Origin of the sequence: Rhizobium hidalgonense, from assembly GCF_002914525.1 — a bacterium.
Classification (GTDB): domain Bacteria; phylum Pseudomonadota; class Alphaproteobacteria; order Rhizobiales; family Rhizobiaceae; genus Rhizobium; species Rhizobium hidalgonense.
In genome coordinates this window covers 1-15,353 of sequence record NZ_LODW01000043.1, presented here as the reverse complement: position 1 = coordinate 15,353, position 15,353 = coordinate 1, and the positions used below count along the sequence as shown (strand labels likewise).

13 protein-coding genes and 4 pseudogenes are annotated in these 15,353 nt (G+C 57.3%); 13 read left to right on the top strand and 4 right to left on the bottom strand.

Going from position 1 to position 15,353, the window contains the following annotated elements; translation table 11 throughout:
• Positions 1-5 precede the first annotated feature (5 nt).
• The 11 genes from ATY29_RS05635 to virG all read left to right on the top strand — a co-directional run bounded on the left by ATY29_RS05635 (position 6) and on the right by virG (position 10,031).
• Positions 6-743, top strand: a complete 738-nt coding sequence (locus tag ATY29_RS05635) for a type IV secretion system lytic transglycosylase VirB1 (protein ID WP_011427347.1) — start codon at positions 6-8, stop codon at positions 741-743.
• 139 nt (positions 744-882) lie between these two features.
• Positions 883-1,209: a type IV secretion system protein VirB3 gene (locus ATY29_RS05630; RefSeq protein WP_011427348.1), complete on the top strand. Its 327-nt coding sequence runs from the start codon at positions 883-885 to the stop codon at positions 1,207-1,209.
• Complete coding sequence (gene virB4 / locus ATY29_RS05625; RefSeq protein WP_011427349.1) at positions 1,209-3,578, top strand: type IV secretion/conjugal transfer ATPase VirB4; 2,370 nt, start codon at positions 1,209-1,211, stop codon at positions 3,576-3,578. Before ATY29_RS05630 ends, virB4 begins: the two co-directional genes overlap by 1 nt.
• A 16-nt stretch (positions 3,579-3,594) precedes the next feature.
• Positions 3,595-4,257: a pilin minor subunit VirB5 gene (virB5, locus tag ATY29_RS05620; RefSeq protein ID WP_011427350.1), complete on the top strand. Its 663-nt coding sequence runs from the start codon at positions 3,595-3,597 to the stop codon at positions 4,255-4,257.
• Positions 4,258-4,355: 98 nt separating this feature from the next.
• On the top strand, positions 4,356-5,243 hold the full coding sequence (locus ATY29_RS05615; RefSeq protein ID WP_011427351.1) for a type IV secretion system protein: 888 nt from the start codon (positions 4,356-4,358) through the stop codon (positions 5,241-5,243).
• Positions 5,244-5,272: 29 nt separating this feature from the next.
• Complete coding sequence (locus ATY29_RS05610; RefSeq protein ID WP_011427352.1) at positions 5,273-5,440, top strand: type IV secretion system lipoprotein VirB7; 168 nt, start codon at positions 5,273-5,275, stop codon at positions 5,438-5,440.
• Complete coding sequence (locus ATY29_RS05605) at positions 5,427-6,140, top strand: type IV secretion system protein VirB8 (RefSeq protein ID WP_042119589.1); 714 nt, start codon at positions 5,427-5,429, stop codon at positions 6,138-6,140. The genes ATY29_RS05610 and ATY29_RS05605 overlap by 14 nt, the downstream gene beginning before the upstream one ends.
• A complete protein-coding gene (gene virB9 / locus ATY29_RS05600) occupies positions 6,137-7,018 on the top strand; it encodes a P-type conjugative transfer protein VirB9 (RefSeq protein WP_011427354.1) in 882 nt (293 codons plus the stop codon). The genes ATY29_RS05605 and virB9 overlap by 4 nt, the downstream gene beginning before the upstream one ends.
• On the top strand, positions 7,015-8,118 hold the full coding sequence (virB10, locus tag ATY29_RS05595; protein ID WP_011427355.1) for a type IV secretion system protein VirB10: 1,104 nt from the start codon (positions 7,015-7,017) through the stop codon (positions 8,116-8,118). Before virB9 ends, virB10 begins: the two co-directional genes overlap by 4 nt.
• 40 nt (positions 8,119-8,158) lie before the next feature.
• A complete protein-coding gene (gene virB11, locus ATY29_RS05590) occupies positions 8,159-9,193 on the top strand; it encodes a P-type DNA transfer ATPase VirB11 (RefSeq protein WP_011427356.1) in 1,035 nt (344 codons plus the stop codon).
• A gap of 97 nt (positions 9,194-9,290) precedes the next feature.
• Positions 9,291-10,031 (top strand): two-component system response regulator VirG, encoded by a 741-nt coding sequence (gene virG / locus ATY29_RS05585; protein WP_011427357.1) that lies wholly within the window; start codon positions 9,291-9,293, stop codon positions 10,029-10,031.
• An 81-nt stretch (positions 10,032-10,112) separates the two neighbouring features.
• Here the strand turns inward: virG and ATY29_RS05580 are convergent, their stop codons facing one another.
• Positions 10,113-10,730: a conjugal transfer protein VirC2 gene (locus ATY29_RS05580; RefSeq protein WP_077991683.1), complete on the bottom strand. Its 618-nt coding sequence runs from the start codon at positions 10,728-10,730 to the stop codon at positions 10,113-10,115.
• A gap of 2 nt (positions 10,731-10,732) precedes the next feature.
• A complete protein-coding gene (locus ATY29_RS05575) occupies positions 10,733-11,428 on the bottom strand; it encodes a conjugal transfer ATPase VirC1 (RefSeq protein WP_011427359.1) in 696 nt (231 codons plus the stop codon).
• Between the two features lie 890 nt (positions 11,429-12,318).
• On the opposite strand from ATY29_RS05575, the pseudogene ATY29_RS05570 reads away from it, so the two are divergent.
• A pseudogene (locus ATY29_RS05570) lies at positions 12,319-13,024 on the top strand (IS5 family transposase); the annotation flags it as partial.
• 16 nt (positions 13,025-13,040) lie between these two features.
• Here the strand turns inward: ATY29_RS05570 and ATY29_RS05565 are convergent.
• Positions 13,041-13,274, bottom strand: a pseudogene (locus tag ATY29_RS05565) (transposase); the annotation flags it as partial.
• A gap of 62 nt (positions 13,275-13,336) precedes the next feature.
• Here ATY29_RS05565 and ATY29_RS05560 point away from each other — a divergent pair.
• A pseudogene (locus ATY29_RS05560) lies at positions 13,337-14,537 on the top strand (IS256-like element ISRle12 family transposase).
• Positions 14,538-14,608: 71 nt separating this feature from the next.
• Here the strand turns inward: ATY29_RS05560 and ATY29_RS05555 are convergent.
• Positions 14,609-14,917, bottom strand: a pseudogene (locus ATY29_RS05555) (group II intron reverse transcriptase/maturase); the annotation flags it as partial.
• Between the last annotated feature and the right edge of the window lie 436 nt (positions 14,918-15,353).

The window sequence follows — 15,353 nt, the reverse complement described above, 5'->3', positions numbered from 1 at the left end:
CTGGAATGCTCAGGGAAACGGTACCGCTTTCGATCGTCATGCTGGTCTGGGTGTGCCCGCCGAGCGACGCGGCGCCGCTCTCTTTTGACGAGTTCAATCGTTTCGCTCGCGAATGCGCCCCCTCCGTTGCACCATCTACGCTCGCGGCGATCGCAAGGGTCGAGAGCCGCCTTGATCCGCTCACTGTACATGACAATACCACGCGCGAAACGCTTCGCTGGAACAACCACGCACAGGCAGCACAGGCCGTGATGGAGCGCCTCAAGGCCCGGCACTCGCTCGATGTCGGTCTCATGCAGATCAATTCTGGGAATTTCTCCGGTCTGAGCCTGTCAGCCGCCCTTGCCCTTGACGCATGTACCTCATTGTCCGTCGCGGCAAAACTGCTTGGTCGCAGTTATGCAGGGGGCGAAACGCCCAGTATGAAGCAACTGGCGCTTCGCAAGGCAATCTCGGCCTACAACACCGGTGACTTCACGCACGGCTTTACGAACGGCTACGTCCGAAAGGTCGAACTCGCCGCTCAACAACTCGTCCCGCCGATCACCGGGCGAACAACGGATGATCGCGATAAGCCGCGATCCGAAGAAACATGGGATGTTTGGGGCTCATACAAACGTCTTTCTCCCGAGGGCAAGTCTGGCGGCGCGTCCGGTGCGCCAACTGTGCCTGACCGGGACACTCGCAGGATCGAAGACGACGATCGACTGCCGTTTGACTTGGATCAAGGAGGTCAGCAATGAGGCAATGCATATATAGATGTCGGCTAAACCTGAATCGGGTCGCGCTCTCGAACGCCGTGATTCGCGCCGTATCCGGTTCTGCATCTAGCATGGGAGGGGCAATGTGGTGGAGCATTTTTTCCTCAAGCCCGGCCGGCTGATGAATGAGCGTCTCGAAGAAGCGACCCTTTACCTGGCAGCGACACGACCCGCTTTGTTTCTCGGGGTGCCGCTGACTCTGGCGGGGATATTCATGATGTTGGGCGGTTTCGTCATCGTTGTCGTCCAGAACCCGCTCTACGAAGTGGTTATCATACCCTTATGGTTCTCAGCACGACTTGTCGTGGAGCGAGATTACAACGCGGCAAGCGTCGTCCTGCTATTTTTGCAGACGGCCGGAAGGAATGTCGATGGTCTGGTTTGGGGTGGCGCAAGCGTCAGTCCGAATCCAATCAGGGTTCCCGCAAGAGGCAGAGGAATGGCGTAATGCTCGGCACAAGTGGCACGACCGAAAGATCCGGTGAAGTCTATCTACCCTACGTCGGACACCTCAGCGACCATATCGTCCTTCTCGAAGACGGCTCGATCATGACCATGGCACATATCAGCGGCGTGGCGTTCGAACTCGAGGATGCCGAAATGCGCAATGCGCGTTGTCGTGCATTCAACACGCTCCTGCGCAATATCGCCGATGATCATGTGTCGCTATATGCTCACCTAGTGCGTCACGACGATGTGTCGCCAGCACCGGCGCGACATTTTCGCAGCGCTTTTTCTGCCAGCCTGAGCGGAGCCTTCGAACAGCGGGTCCTGTGCGGCCAGCTTCTTCGCAACGACCACTTCCTCACGCTAATGGTCTTTCCGCGGACAGCGCTCGGGAAGGTGAAGAGGAAGTTCGCCAAACTCTACATGAAGAAGGAAAATGAACTCGCAGGCCAGATCAGGCACCTGGAAGACCTTTGGCATGTCGTTGCCGGTGCTCTTGAAGAATACGGCCTGCGACGCCTCGGCGTTCGCGAGAAGCAGGATGTACTTTTCTCGGAGGTTGGAGAGGCGCTGCGGCTCGTCATGACCGGTCGATTTGCACCGGTACCGGTCGTCAGCGGCTCACTGGGCGCCTCGATCTATACCGACCGTGTCATTTGCGGGAAGCGGGGGATCGAGATCCGGACGCCTAAAGAAAGTTACGTCGGATCGATCTACTCGTTTCGAGAATACCCCGCGCGAACGCGACCGGGTATGCTCAACACCCTGCTGTCCCTCGATTTTCCGATTGTTCTGACGCAGAGCTTTTCATTCCTGACCCGCGCGCAAGCGCATGCGAAGCTCAGCCTCAAGTCGCGCCAGATGCTAAGTTCCGGCGACAAGGCCGTTACCCAGATTAGCGAACTGGCCGAAGCGGAGGATGCATTGGCCAGCAACCAATTTGTTATGGGATCACACCATTTGAGCCTCTGCATATATGCGAAGGATCTTGAGAGCCTCGCCGACAAAGGAGCCCGGGCCCGGACGCGACTTGCGGATGCGGGAGCCGTCGTTGTCCAGGAGGGCATAGGCATGGAGGCGGCCTACTGGTCGCAGTTGCCGGGCAACTGCAGATGGCGCACACGCCCGGGAGCCATCAACTCGCGCAATTTCGCCGGCCTGGTCTCATTCGAAAACTATCCCGAAGGTGCCCGCTCTGGACATTGGGGCGATGCGATCGCGCGCTTCCGCACCAACGGTGGAACTCCATTCGATTACATTCCCCATGAGCACGATGTCGGCATGACGGCGATATTCGGTCCGATCGGCAGGGGAAAGACGACGCTTATGACATTCATACTCGCCATGCTCGAGCAGAGCATGCTCGAGCGTGAGGGTGCGGTCGTCTTCTTCGATAAGGATCGTGGCGGTGAACTGCTCGTTCGCGCCACCGGAGGAACGTATCTCGCGCTTCGCAGAGGTGTGCCCAGTGGACTGGCCCCGTTGCGCGGCCTGGAAAATACAGCAGCCTCACGTGACTTTCTGCGGGAATGGCTTGTCGCGCTCATAGAGAGCGATGGGCGGGGCGGAATATCCCCCGAGGAGAACCGGCGGCTGGTGCGGGGTATCCATAGACAGCTGTCGTTCGATCCCCCTATGCGCTCGATCGCGGGGCTGCGCGAATTTCTGTTGCACGGGCCTGCCGAAGGGGCCGGAGCAAGACTGCAGCGCTGGTGCCGCGGCAATGCGCTGGGCTGGGCATTCGACGGCGAGCTTGACGACGTTAGGCTGGACCCTTCGATTACCGGTTTCGACATGACGCATCTGCTCGAATACGAGGAAGTATGCGCTCCCGCGGCAGCATATCTCCTGCACCGTATTGGAGCGCTGCTCGACGGGCGCCGGTTCGTGATGAGTTGCGACGAGTTTCGCGCCTATTTGCTGAATCCCAAGTTTTCAGCCGTCATCGACAAGTTCCTGCTGACCGTACGCAAAAACAACGGGATGCTGATACTCGCGACACAGCAACCCGAACATGTTCTGGAATCGCAACTGGGCGCAAGCCTGGTTGCCCAGTGCATGACGAAGATCTTTTATCCGTCGCCTACGGCAAATCGGTCGGCCTACATCGATGGACTGAAATGCACCGAAAAGGAATTCCAGGCGATCCGCGAAGAGATGGCTGTGGGCAATCGAAAATTTCTGCTCAAACGGGAGAGCGGAAGTGTCATCTGCGAATTTGATCTGCGCGAAATGCGAGAATATATCGCCGTACTTTCGGGACGTGCGAACACAGTGCGCTTTGCAGATCAACTGCGCGAGGCACGGGGAGAAGACCCCTCTGCCTGGCTGAGCGAATTCATGAACCGTTACCACGAGGCAAAAGACTGATCAAAGGTGGGAAACCATGAAGATGTCGAGACTAGTTACTGCGGCTGTTGCCGGTAGCCTTCTTTCTGTCGTACCTGCCAGGGCGCAGATGGTTGTCAGTGACCCGGTGGCAGATGCCGAAACACTGGCGACGGCGCTCGCAACGGCAGATAATCTCGCCCAGACCATTGCGATGGTGACGATGCTGACGTCGGCCTATGGCGTGACCGGCTTGCTGACCTTACTCAACCAGAAAAACCAGTATCCCGCCACGAGGGACCTGGATACCGAAATGTTCTCGGCGCAACGGCCCGCGTCGACCACGGCGCGTGCGATCGCCGGCGACGCCGACCGTACCGTGACTGGTAGTGACGCTGAAGCGGACCTGTTGCGGTCGCAGATCACCGGTGCTGCAAACAGCACGGGAATTGCAGCCGACAACCTGGAAGCGATGGACAAACGACTGAAGGCGAATGCGGAAACTTCAGCACAGCTTTCCCGCTCCCGCAATATAATGCAGGCAACTGTCACCAATGGGCTGCTCCTGAAGCAGATCCACGATGCAGCGATTCAAAATGTCCAGGCGACCAGCTTGCTGACCATGACCACTGCGCAGGCGGGCCTTCATGCGGCGGAAGAAGCGGCCGAACAACGCAAGGAGCACCAGAAGACCGCGGCCATCTTCGGGGCGCTGCCATGAGGACGCGCAACCTGTCAGTGTCGCCGATTCGCGCGCCGGGGACGCCAACAGTCCTGCCCGATACTCCGTGACAAGACAGTCGAGATCAGGTGCAAGCGATGAATTTCACCATTCCGGCGCCGTTTACGGCCATCCATACGATCTTCGATCTGGCCTTCAAGACACGTCTTGATACAGTGCTGGAGGCGATCCAGGAGAAAGTGAGCGCTCCGCTGATCGCTTGTGTTACCCTCTGGATTATCGTCCAGGGTGTTCTTGTGATGCGTGGTGAGGTCGACGTACGCGGTGGTATCACACGGGTGATCATGGTCAGTGTCGTCGTTGCCCTTGTCGTCGGGCAGGCCAACTACCACGATTATGTGGTTTCCGTGTTTGAAGAGACAATCCCGGATTTCATACAGCAGTTTAGTGGCAGCGGCCTTCCACTGCAGACGATCCCCACGCAACTGGACTCGATGTTCGCGCTCAGCCAGGCCGCATTCCAGAAAATCGCGTCCGAAATCGGACCTATGAACGACCAGGACATTCTTGCCTTTCAGGGGGCTCAGTGGGTCTTTTACGGCACGCTCTGGTCTGCCTTCGGAATCTATGATGCCGTCGGCATTCTCACGGAGGTGCTTTTGACGATTGGTCCGCTAGTCCTCGTGGGATACATCTTTGATCGCACTCGCGATATCGCGGCCAAGTGGATCGGACAACTCATCACCTACGGTTTCCTGCTGCTGCTGCTCAACATCGTGGCGACGATAGTCATTCTGACCGAGGCGACTGCACTCGCCCTTATACTCGGTGTGATCACGCTTGCCGGTACGACCGCGGCTAAGATCATTGGTCTTTATGAACTCGACATGTTCTTTCTCACCGGGGACGCACTCATCGTCGCCCTGCCGGCGATCGCCGGCAATATCGGTGGCAGCTACTGGAGCGGTGTAACCCAATCTGCCAACAGCCTGTACCGCCGCTTTGCACAGGTTGAACGACGCTAGGGTGAAACATTGCGCCAAAGGAGGACTCAATGAAATATTGCTTGCTGTGCTTGGCTATCGTTTTGACCGGTTGCCAGACGAATGACAAACCGGCGAGTTGTAAAGGACCTATTTTCCCGCTGAATGTGGGACGATGGCAACCTGCGCCGTCAGATCTTCACCCGGGTATGGCGGATGGACAGCATGAAAGGGTCTGACTATGCGCTGCTGGTAGGGCGGGAAAAGCTGGCCGAGCACTACAAGGAAGTGGAGGCTTTTCAAACCGCACGTGCGAAATCGGCGCGACGTCTCTCCAGAGTGGCTGCGGTTGTCGCAGCCGTCGCAACCTTGGGCAATGTCGCTCAAGCGTTCACGATTGCCACAATGGTACCGCTGACAAGGCTTGTGCCGGTGTATCTGTGGATCCGGCCGGACGGCACAGTGGACAGCGAGGTATCCGTCTCGCGCTTGCCTGCCACCCAGGAAAAAGCCGTCGTCAACGCCTCATTGTGGGAGTATGTCCGGATGCGCGAGAGTTACACCGCTGATACTGCCCAGTACGCCTATGATCTGGTCTCGAACTTCAGCGCCCCGGCGGTGCGCCAGGATTACCAGCAGTTCTTCAATTATCCCAATCCAGGTTCACCTCAGGTCGTCGTCGGAAAACGCGGCAGGCTGGAGGTTGAGCACATTGCTTCGAACGATGTAGCGCCGGGTGTGCAGGAAATTCGCTACAAACGGACCCTCGTCATCGACAGCAAAATGCCGGTGGTGAGTACGTGGACCGCAACAATTCACTACGAAAAGGTGAACAGCCTGCCCGGCAGATTAAGGCTTACCAATCCGGGAGGTTTGGTCATCACATCATACCAGACATCCGAAGATACCGTTTCCAACGCGGGCGCCGGCGAACCATGAAAAAAAAAGAGCTTCTCACCTTGGCATGTCTGCTGTTTGCCGCGACCGGCGTGATGGCCGAAGAAACGCCAACGCCAGGCAGACTGGACCCGCGTATGCGTTATCTGGCCTACAATCCCGATCAGGTGGTACACCTGTCGACGGCGGTTGGAGCCACTCTGGTTGTTTCGTTCGCAGCCAACGAAACGGTGACGGCAGTGGCCGTTTCCAACAGCAAGACTCTCGCGGCACTTCCACGCGGAAACTATCTGTTCTTCAAAGCCAGTCAGGTTCTGCCGCCCGAGCCGGTGGTGGTGCTGACCGCAAGCGATGCCGGGATGCGGCGCTATGTCTTCAGCATCTCTTCCAGTACGCTGGCACATCTCGATAAGGAACAGCCTGATCTCTACTACAGCGTACAATTCGCCTATCCTGCCGATGAAGCGGCGGCCCGCCGAAAGGAGGCGCAGGACAAGGCAGCCGCAGACCGCTTGCGTGGGGAAGCGCAGTATCAACGCAGGGCGGCAGATTTGCTGGATCAGCCCGCCACAACAGGGGCCACCGGAGACAGGAACTGGCACTACGTGGCCCAGGGTGATCGTTCGCTGTTGCCGCTCGAAGTATTCGATAACGGATTTACAACTGTATTCCGCTTTCCCGGCAATGTTCGCATACCCTCCATCTACACGATTGATCCTGACGGCAAGGAAGCGGTTGCGAACTATTCAGTCAAGGGGAGCTATGTCGAGATTTCTTCAGTTTCTAGTGGTTGGCGGCTGAGAGATGGTAACACCGTTTTGTGTGTCTGGAATACTGCCTACGATCCTGTTGGCCGAAGGCCGGATACGGGTACGGTCAGGCCGGATGTGAAGCGCGTGCTGATGGAGGAGAGAGGGTGATCGGGGATGATCAGCAACCGTCCCACGATATCGATGCCGGCGGATCCCTTGTCTCCGGCACACATCACCAGCGACTTTCGGGACCCCGCAAGCTGATCGTTGCAGGTCTTGTTCTTGTGCTTTCACTTGGTCTCATCTGGCTCGGCGGGCGACAGAAGAAGGCGGATGCAAACCCGCCACCGTCTCCCATGATCTCCACGAACACGCAGCCGTTTCATCCGGCACCAATCGAGATTTCACCCGATGCCCCGCCGGCCGAGAGAGCCGTCCAGTTGCCTGCTCCGGAACCAGCACGCAGTGAGCCGCAGCCGGCGGAAACACCGATCTTCGCGTATACCGGTGGCGATGACCGCCCCGGTCATGGCGCCACCGGCCGGCAAGATGACAAGGACGAAGAGCGGACGCCGCCGAACGGTGAGGTGTCTGCAGGAAGCGATGTTTCGATACGCATGAAGCCCACCGAACTCCAGCCCAGCAAGGCAACGCTGTTGCCCCACCCGGATTTCATGATAACCCAGGGAACGATCATCCCGTGCATCCTGCAAACGGCAATCGACACGAATTTGGCTGGCTATGTAAAATGCGTATTGCCCAGGGATGTTCGCGGCACGACCAACAATGTTGTGCTACTTGATCGTGGTACCACAGTCGTCGGCGAAATCCAGCGTGGTCTGCAACAAGGAGATGCGCGGGTATTTGTTCTTTGGGACCGCGCGGAGACGCCCAATCATGCCATGATTTCGCTTTCATCGCCCGGCACGGATGAACTCGGCCGCTCGGGATTGCCGGGCACCGTCGATAACCACTTCTGGCAGCGCTTTGGCGGCGCCATGCTCCTTAGTGTCGTTCAAGGGGCATTCCAGGCAGCGAGCACCTATGCCGGCAGCTCGGACGGCGGAACGAGCTTCAACAGTATCCAGAACAACGGTGAACAAACGGCGGATACTGCTCTCAAGGCAACCATCAACATACCGCCGACCCTGAGGAAAAATCAGGGCGATACGGTCTCGATTTTCGTGGCTCGTGACCTTGATTTCTCCGACATTTACCAGCTTCGCGTGACGGGTGGCGCGACCCGATACCGGCAGCACCGCCGCTGACAAAGCCAACTTTTTCGCTCACAGAACGGGATGTGATACAATGGAGGTCAATACGCAGCTGCGATTTCTTCTCAATCCGGTTTTGGAATGGCTCGACGACCCGAGGACCGAAGAGGTTGCGATAAATCGACCTGGCGAGGCATTTCTGCGCCAGGGCGGCATCTTCACCAAAATGTCCCTGCCTCTGTCATACAACGATCTCGAAGATATCGCCATTCTGGCAGGCGCATTGAGAAAGCAGGATGTCGGACCACGAAATCCCCTTTGCGCCACTGAACTTCCGGGTGGTGAGCGGCTGCAAATTTGCCTGCCGCCCGCTGTCCTGGCGGGCACTGTGAGCTTGACGATTCGACGGCCAGCTTCCCATGTTTCCGGTCTCAACGGGGTTACGGACCGTTACGATGTTTCAAGATGGAACCAGTGGGAGAGGCGAAAAAGGCGCCGGGATCAACAGGATGAAACTATCCTCAGGCACTACGACAGCGGCGATCTGGAGGCATTTCTGCATGCATGCGTCGTGGGTCGGTTGACGATGCTGCTTTGCGGCCCAACCGGGAGCGGCAAGACGACGATGAGCAAGACTCTGATCAGTGCAATCCCGCCGCAGGAACGGCTGATCACAATCGAGGATACCCTCGAACTCGTCATTCCACATGAGAACCACGTCCGGCTGCTCTATGCAAAAAATGCGGGCGGACCGGACGCTGTAACCGCCGAGCACCTGCTGCAGGCCAGTCTGCGCATGCGGCCGGACCGGATTCTTCTCGGAGAGATGCGTGACGACGCGGCATGGGCCTATCTGAGTGAAGTCGTCTCAGGGCATCCGGGATCGATTTCCACCATACACGGCGCCAATCCTGTTCAGGGGTTCAAGAAACTGTTTTCACTGGTGAAAAGCAGCTCGCAGGGCGCTGGCCTGGAAGATAGAACACTGATCGACATGCTTTCGAGCGCGATTGATGTCATCATACCCTTTCGAGCCTACGGCGACATTTACGAGGTGGAAGAAATCTGGCTCGCCGCTGATGCGCGCCGTCGGGGAGAGGCGATTGGCGATCTTCTGGATCAGCACTAGATGTTGCTCAACTTTCAAGCAGGCGAGATATGTATCGGGTTATGTTTGTAACAAATCATTTTTATGCACGCTCAGCCTCAGCCGCTGGGATCCTGGAATGAAAGGTGAACGGTTGAAACACGTTCTTGTCATTGATGACGACCTCGCGATGCGGCATCTTATCGTCGAATGTCTCACGGTTCATGCCTTGAAGGTGACTGCCGTAGCCGACAGCCAGCAGTTTAACCGCGTCCTCTCATCCGAGACCGTCGATGTTGTGGTCGTTGATCTCAATCTGGGACGTGAGGATGGGCTTGAAATCGTCCGCACGCTAGCAACAAAATCAGACGTTCCGATCATAATCATCAGCGGAGATCGCCTGGAAGAAGCGGACAAGGTCTTGGCTCTCGAACTCGGAGCCACCGATTTTATCGCAAAACCCTTCGGAACGCGGGAGTTTCTGGCACGGATCCGCGTTGCCTTGCGTGTGCGTCCGACCGTCGCGCGCACCAAGGATCGGCGCACATTCTATTTCGACGGCTGGACACTTAATCTCAGACAACGCCGTTTGACTTCGGAAGGCGGCGCCGAGGTCAAGCTCACTGCAGGTGAGTTCAACCTTCTGGTCGCATTCCTCGAGAAACCGCGCGATGTGTTATCCCGCGAGCAGCTTCTGATTGCGAGCCGGGTGCGCGAAGAGGAGGTATATGACCGAAGCATCGACGTCCTCATCCTGAGGCTTCGCCGCAAGCTCGAGCAAGATGCGGCGAACCCTCGGCTGATCAAGACTGCAAGAGGTGCCGGCTACTTCTTCGATATTGATGTGAATGTTTCCTACGGAGGAGTGATGGCTGCCTGATCTGGCGTAGCAGCCATCCGGCGGTTCGATCCCGAACCAATTTTTCCCGCGTCCGGCAGGTGCTCGAATTGTTCGGGCATCTCACGTCCTCCGGCCGCGTCCCGGTGCCTTCGCCGCGTCAAAGAATGAAGCAAGCGCGGCGGTGGCGAGTTTAAGGCCAAACGCGCGCGAAGTCTCCAGTCCGGATGGATCGAAGTGATCGCGTGCGATTTTCAGCGCCGATACGGGGAGCATGCGGGATGTCTGAACAATGACGCGTTTTTCGGAAGTTTCCTGAGGGATTGGATAGCTTTGGGAAGCCTTGCTAAACGATCCGTCCATCAGCATGGTTTCGAAATCGTCGAGCGCACGACGCAGTATCATCTGCAGAGACTTGGAAGCGCTGTATTGCAGGATCAGACTGTCATATATTTCTGATACTCCAGGCGCGGGCGGCCGCGCTGAAAGAAAAACCTGGACCTTTTCCGGCGCCGTGCTCGAATTGAGCGCATCCACAGTTCTTATCGATTGCGATTCGGGGCCGGAACGCTTGGCAAGAGCAGATGTCGTTCGTCGCTCTTCATGGCCGGCTCTTTGGGGCAACCGTGGCGCGGCTGCATCCCGGGAGAAATGTTGCAGGTCCGGATGAATAATCCCGGGTCGAGCTGCAGCAAGCCGCTTCGCTTCGTCGACGGACAGGGCCGGTTTGCGGATACCCATCTTCAACCCTCCAGGGCGTCGCCAATCAATTTTGAGATGACCACGAGTTCCTCCATCGCAATCCTGATATTCCGCTCAAGCAGACGCATCGTTGAATCAGCTCTCATGTTCAACAATGTGAGATGCAACATGCCGCGTTCCTTCATTGCGGCAAAGGCATCCCTCTCGTGCATGGGAGCCTGCACAACCGGGAGGCTCGCGAGCATGTCCGACATCGCGCGCTGCGATGTGGTCAATCGGCCGACCGGAACACGTTGTCGCAATACGGTTGTGGGAACTGCGAGGTTCTCGCTCAGCAACAGCTCGATAACGTAGCGGTAGGTCGACAATGCCTCGTCAATATCGAGCGGGGTCAACATTGTAGGGATCAGAAGCATGTTTGAGCTGGCAATGATGGTGTTGTTGAGTTCGCTCGATCCTCCATGCGTATCTGCCAACGCATAATCAAATCCCTGAAGCTCGGCGTCCTCATAGGCTGCCTCGAGAAGGGCCATCTCCTCGGCGGCGTAAACCTCGCAGCAAGGGTCCCAGGTCCCGCTGCGTATTGCATTTTCCTTCCACCTCGGCAGCGGCCGGTTCTCGTCGGCATCGAAGAGAGCCACCCGTTTGCCGTCGTTTGCAAGGGCAGCGCAAACACCCATGAGCGCAGTCGTTTTGCCTGCACCTCCTTTGAAGGAGCAAAATGTCAGAAGTTTCATTTTTTGTCCTGCCTGTGGTGTGACACTGAAATGGCGTCTGTCTGTTCGTATATTCCCGTGTTTCTTCGAGTATTCATGAGGGCATCTATTAATCGAATTTTATATTTCATTCCTGTTATATTGATCGCGAATGTAGCAATAGACGGCCGTTCCAGAAGTGTAATAGGCCTCGATCCGACAACGGTCAGCATGAATCGCACGCTTATGTCCGTGAGGCCAATACGGCGGTAGCTCGCCTCGTGCTGACGAGGACGGTACGCGCAATGTAAAGGGAGATTCCGGTCCTCCTCGCTCACTAGCCGCGAGCGCAAACGGCCAAGAGACGCCCGGCGCGGCCCGCTCCAGGCGGCTTGAACGACAAATCGTGCACGGCCCCATCCATCTCCATCCCTGCATGATCGATCGATGTTCAAGGAGATAGTAGGGACACCTCGATCCCAACTGGCATTTCAAGATGGCCAAGTGCATGTCCGCGGCAGACGTCCCAGAAACATTGGCTTGTGGCCTGGAGCGTGTGTCGACCAATATTCAGACCGCAACGCCCAAATTTTTCGACAGAACGAACTGAGGAGGGAGAACGGCGATTTCCCCACGACCATGTAGCACTTGTTCTAACTTGAACGGGAAAATCCCGGCAAGCGCGAGAGGTGAGCCGCTGCGTTTGCAAACTTTGCAACGGGGGGCACAATGCGACCACGCGAGATCCGCCATTCCTGGCAGTGCAGGCAAATCCCTTTGAAGGCTCGATCATCGACCGCGGAGGTCGAATGCGACTGACGAGATCGATGAATGGGCGGGGGAGCGCGGGTCTAAGAGCTGACCGAAAAAGAGTTGAGTGAAATCAGCCAGTTGTGATTCTGTTTGTTTGCTTAGGACAAACGGAGACCACAATGGGCTGGACTGATTTCACCCGTCGGCAATATGCCCGACGCGCAGTGCGGTATGCAAGCGATCTGACGGACCGGGAATGGGGATTGATCTCGCCTTGCCTGCCTGGACCGAGGCGGTTGGGCAGACCGCGCAGCACCGATCTTCGCGAGGTCGTGAATGCGCTGCTTTACATCGCCACGACGGGGTGCCAGTGGCGGATGATGCCCAGAGATTTTCCACCTTTTACAACTGTGCGGTCCTATTTCTATGAATGGCGAGCGACAGGGTTATGGGGCCGGATCAACCATCATCTTGTGATGGAGGCGCGTGACTTGGAAGGTCGGGAGGCCTCGCCGTCTGCGGGCGTGATCGACAGTCAAAGCGTGAAAATCACGGAACGTGGGGGAATTTCGGGCTATGACGCGGGCAAGAAGATCAAGGGACGCAAGCGTCATAGTGTCGTCGACACGCTCGGACTGATGGTCGGCCTCATCGTTCACAGCGCCGATATTCAGGATCGCGACGGCGCGCCTGCCGTCCTCAAAACCATCAGGCGCTGGCCGTGGCTGAGGCATATCTTCGCCGATGGTGTTTATGCCGGACCGAAGCTGAAGGGCGCACTGCAAAAGATCGCTGCGTTCACTCTCCAGATCGTCAAGCGGACCGATAAGGCCAAGGGGCCTCGAGGTTCTGCCGCGTCGCTGGGTCGTGGAGCGCACCTTCGCATGACTTGGCAGATGCCATATCCAGCGGCCTTAAAGTAGTTTGCGCATTCTGCCGCAGTGAAGCGAGGCATCAAGGCCCCGACCGCATCCCATAGAGCATCGATCTCTCGCTCGGCTCGGCCTCGCAACATGGCTTTCAGCTTCGAAAATGCGTTCTCGATTGGATTGAAGTCCGGGCTATAGGGCGGAAGGAACATGAGCTTGGCGCCGGCACGTTCGATGGCATCGCGGACACCGGCTATCTTGTGTGCAGCAGGGACTGCCAGGAATCCTGTGCGTGAGGCCATGATGATGGAAAGGAGAGAATCATCACATGGCTATCGACAAGGAACTTCTGGACCAGCTTTTGGCTGGCCGCGATCCGTCTGAGGTGTTCGGCAAGGATGGCTTGCTCGACGATCTGAGGAAGGCGCTTTCAGAGCGCATTCTCCATGCCGAGTTGGACGAGCATCTCGATGACGAACAGGCGGAGGGCAACGCCAATCGTCGCAACGGCTCTTCGAAGAAGACGGTGCTGACAGGTACGTCAAAGATGACGCTGTCGATCCCGCGCGATCGGGCCGGGACCTTTGATCCGAAGCTGATTGCGAAATACCAGCGTCGCTTCCCGGACTTTGATCACAAGATCATCTCGATGTATGCGCGCGGCATGACGGTGCGCGAGATCCAGGGTCATCTCGAAGAAATCTACGGTATCGAGGTGTCGCCGGATCTGATCTCTGCGGTCACCAATGCTGTTCTCGAGGAAGTTGGGGAATGGCAGAACCGGCCGCTCGAGCTTTGCTATCCGCTCGTGTTCTTCGATGCAATCCGGGTCAAGATCAGGGATGAGGGCTTCGTCCGCAACAAGGCCGTCTATATCGCGCTTGCCGTTCTGGCGGACGGCACCAAGGAAATCCTCGGCCTGTGGATTGAGCAGACGGAAGACGCGAAGTTCTGGCTGCGGGTGATGAACGAACTGAAGAACCGGGGCTGCCAGGACATCCTGATTGCCGTCGTCGACGGGCTGAAAGGCTTTCCAGAGGCGATCACCGCTGCTTTCCCGCAGACGATCGTCCAGACCTGCATCGTGCATCATCCGCCATTCGCTCGAATTCGTGTCATGGAAAGACCGAAAACCGGTTGTCCCGGCGCTGCGGGCAATCTACCGCGCCAAGGACGCCGAAGCCGGAATGAAGGCGCTAGAAGCGTTCGAAACCGGATACTGGGGTCAAAAATATCCTGCCATCGCTCAGAGCTGGCGACGCAATTGGGAACACGTCATTCCTTTCTTCGCCTTTCCCGAAAGCGTGCGTCGGATCATCTACACGACCAACGCCATCGAGGCGTTAAACTCCAAACTCCGGCGGGCAGTCCGCTCGCGGGGCCATTTCCCCAGTGACGATGCCGCCATGAAGCTGCTATATTTAGTTCTGAACCACGCGGCCGAAGACTGGAAACGTCCGCCTCGCGAATGGTTCGAGGCCAAAACCCAGTTCGCCGTCGTCTTTGGCGAACGGTTCTTCAACCAATGACGAACCGGCCTCACGCACAGAATTCCTGACAGTCCCGTGCAGGCAGGTTATCCATAATGACCACGTCTCTAATCCGGCTCAATCATCTGCTTGACCACCATCTGCGCGATCCGATCACTGACCGTCGGCACGCCCAAAACCCTTTCGCCTCCAGTCTTCTTTGGAATGGAGACGGCGCGCACCGGCGGCGGAAAGTAAGCCCCAGAAGACATCCGATTCCAGATCTTGTAGAGATTTCTCGCAAGGTCTTTCTCAAACATCTCCAGGGTCTCACCGTCCACCCCGGCTGCACCACGGTTGGCTTTGACCGCTTTGTAAGCTTCGTACACTTGCCGCTTCTCAATCCGAAACGGCTTGTCTGTCGTACCTATCGAAGTCATCCTGTTTCCAGTTGTTCCAAACAATACGACCACCTGATCCGATCCCTTTGCTCCGGCCCCATTACAGGGCCCTCAACGCTCATACGGATCGGTCCGCCCCAGTCTCCTGCATCGGTACTCTCGCCTTACGGTTTCTCCGCTTGGGCTTCTCCCTTGGCATCAGGAGCCTGGTTCCTGCAGTTCCGCGTGAAAGCCTGTGTCCAACTCACGCCCCCTCTACGCCGATCGCCGCCCGCCCAATCATCAGGCACCCGGCGGACTCGTCCCAGGATGACGAAACAGTCCTGGTTTCGACGACGCTTATATTCATAACGGCGCGTCTTCGGAGGGTTCACTTTCGTTCGTCTTTCGGACACGCACCTGCTCGGATCTCGTCCGAACTTTTCATCCGACGCTCACCACCACGGCTCTTTACCGCAGCAGCTCGGACTGGTTT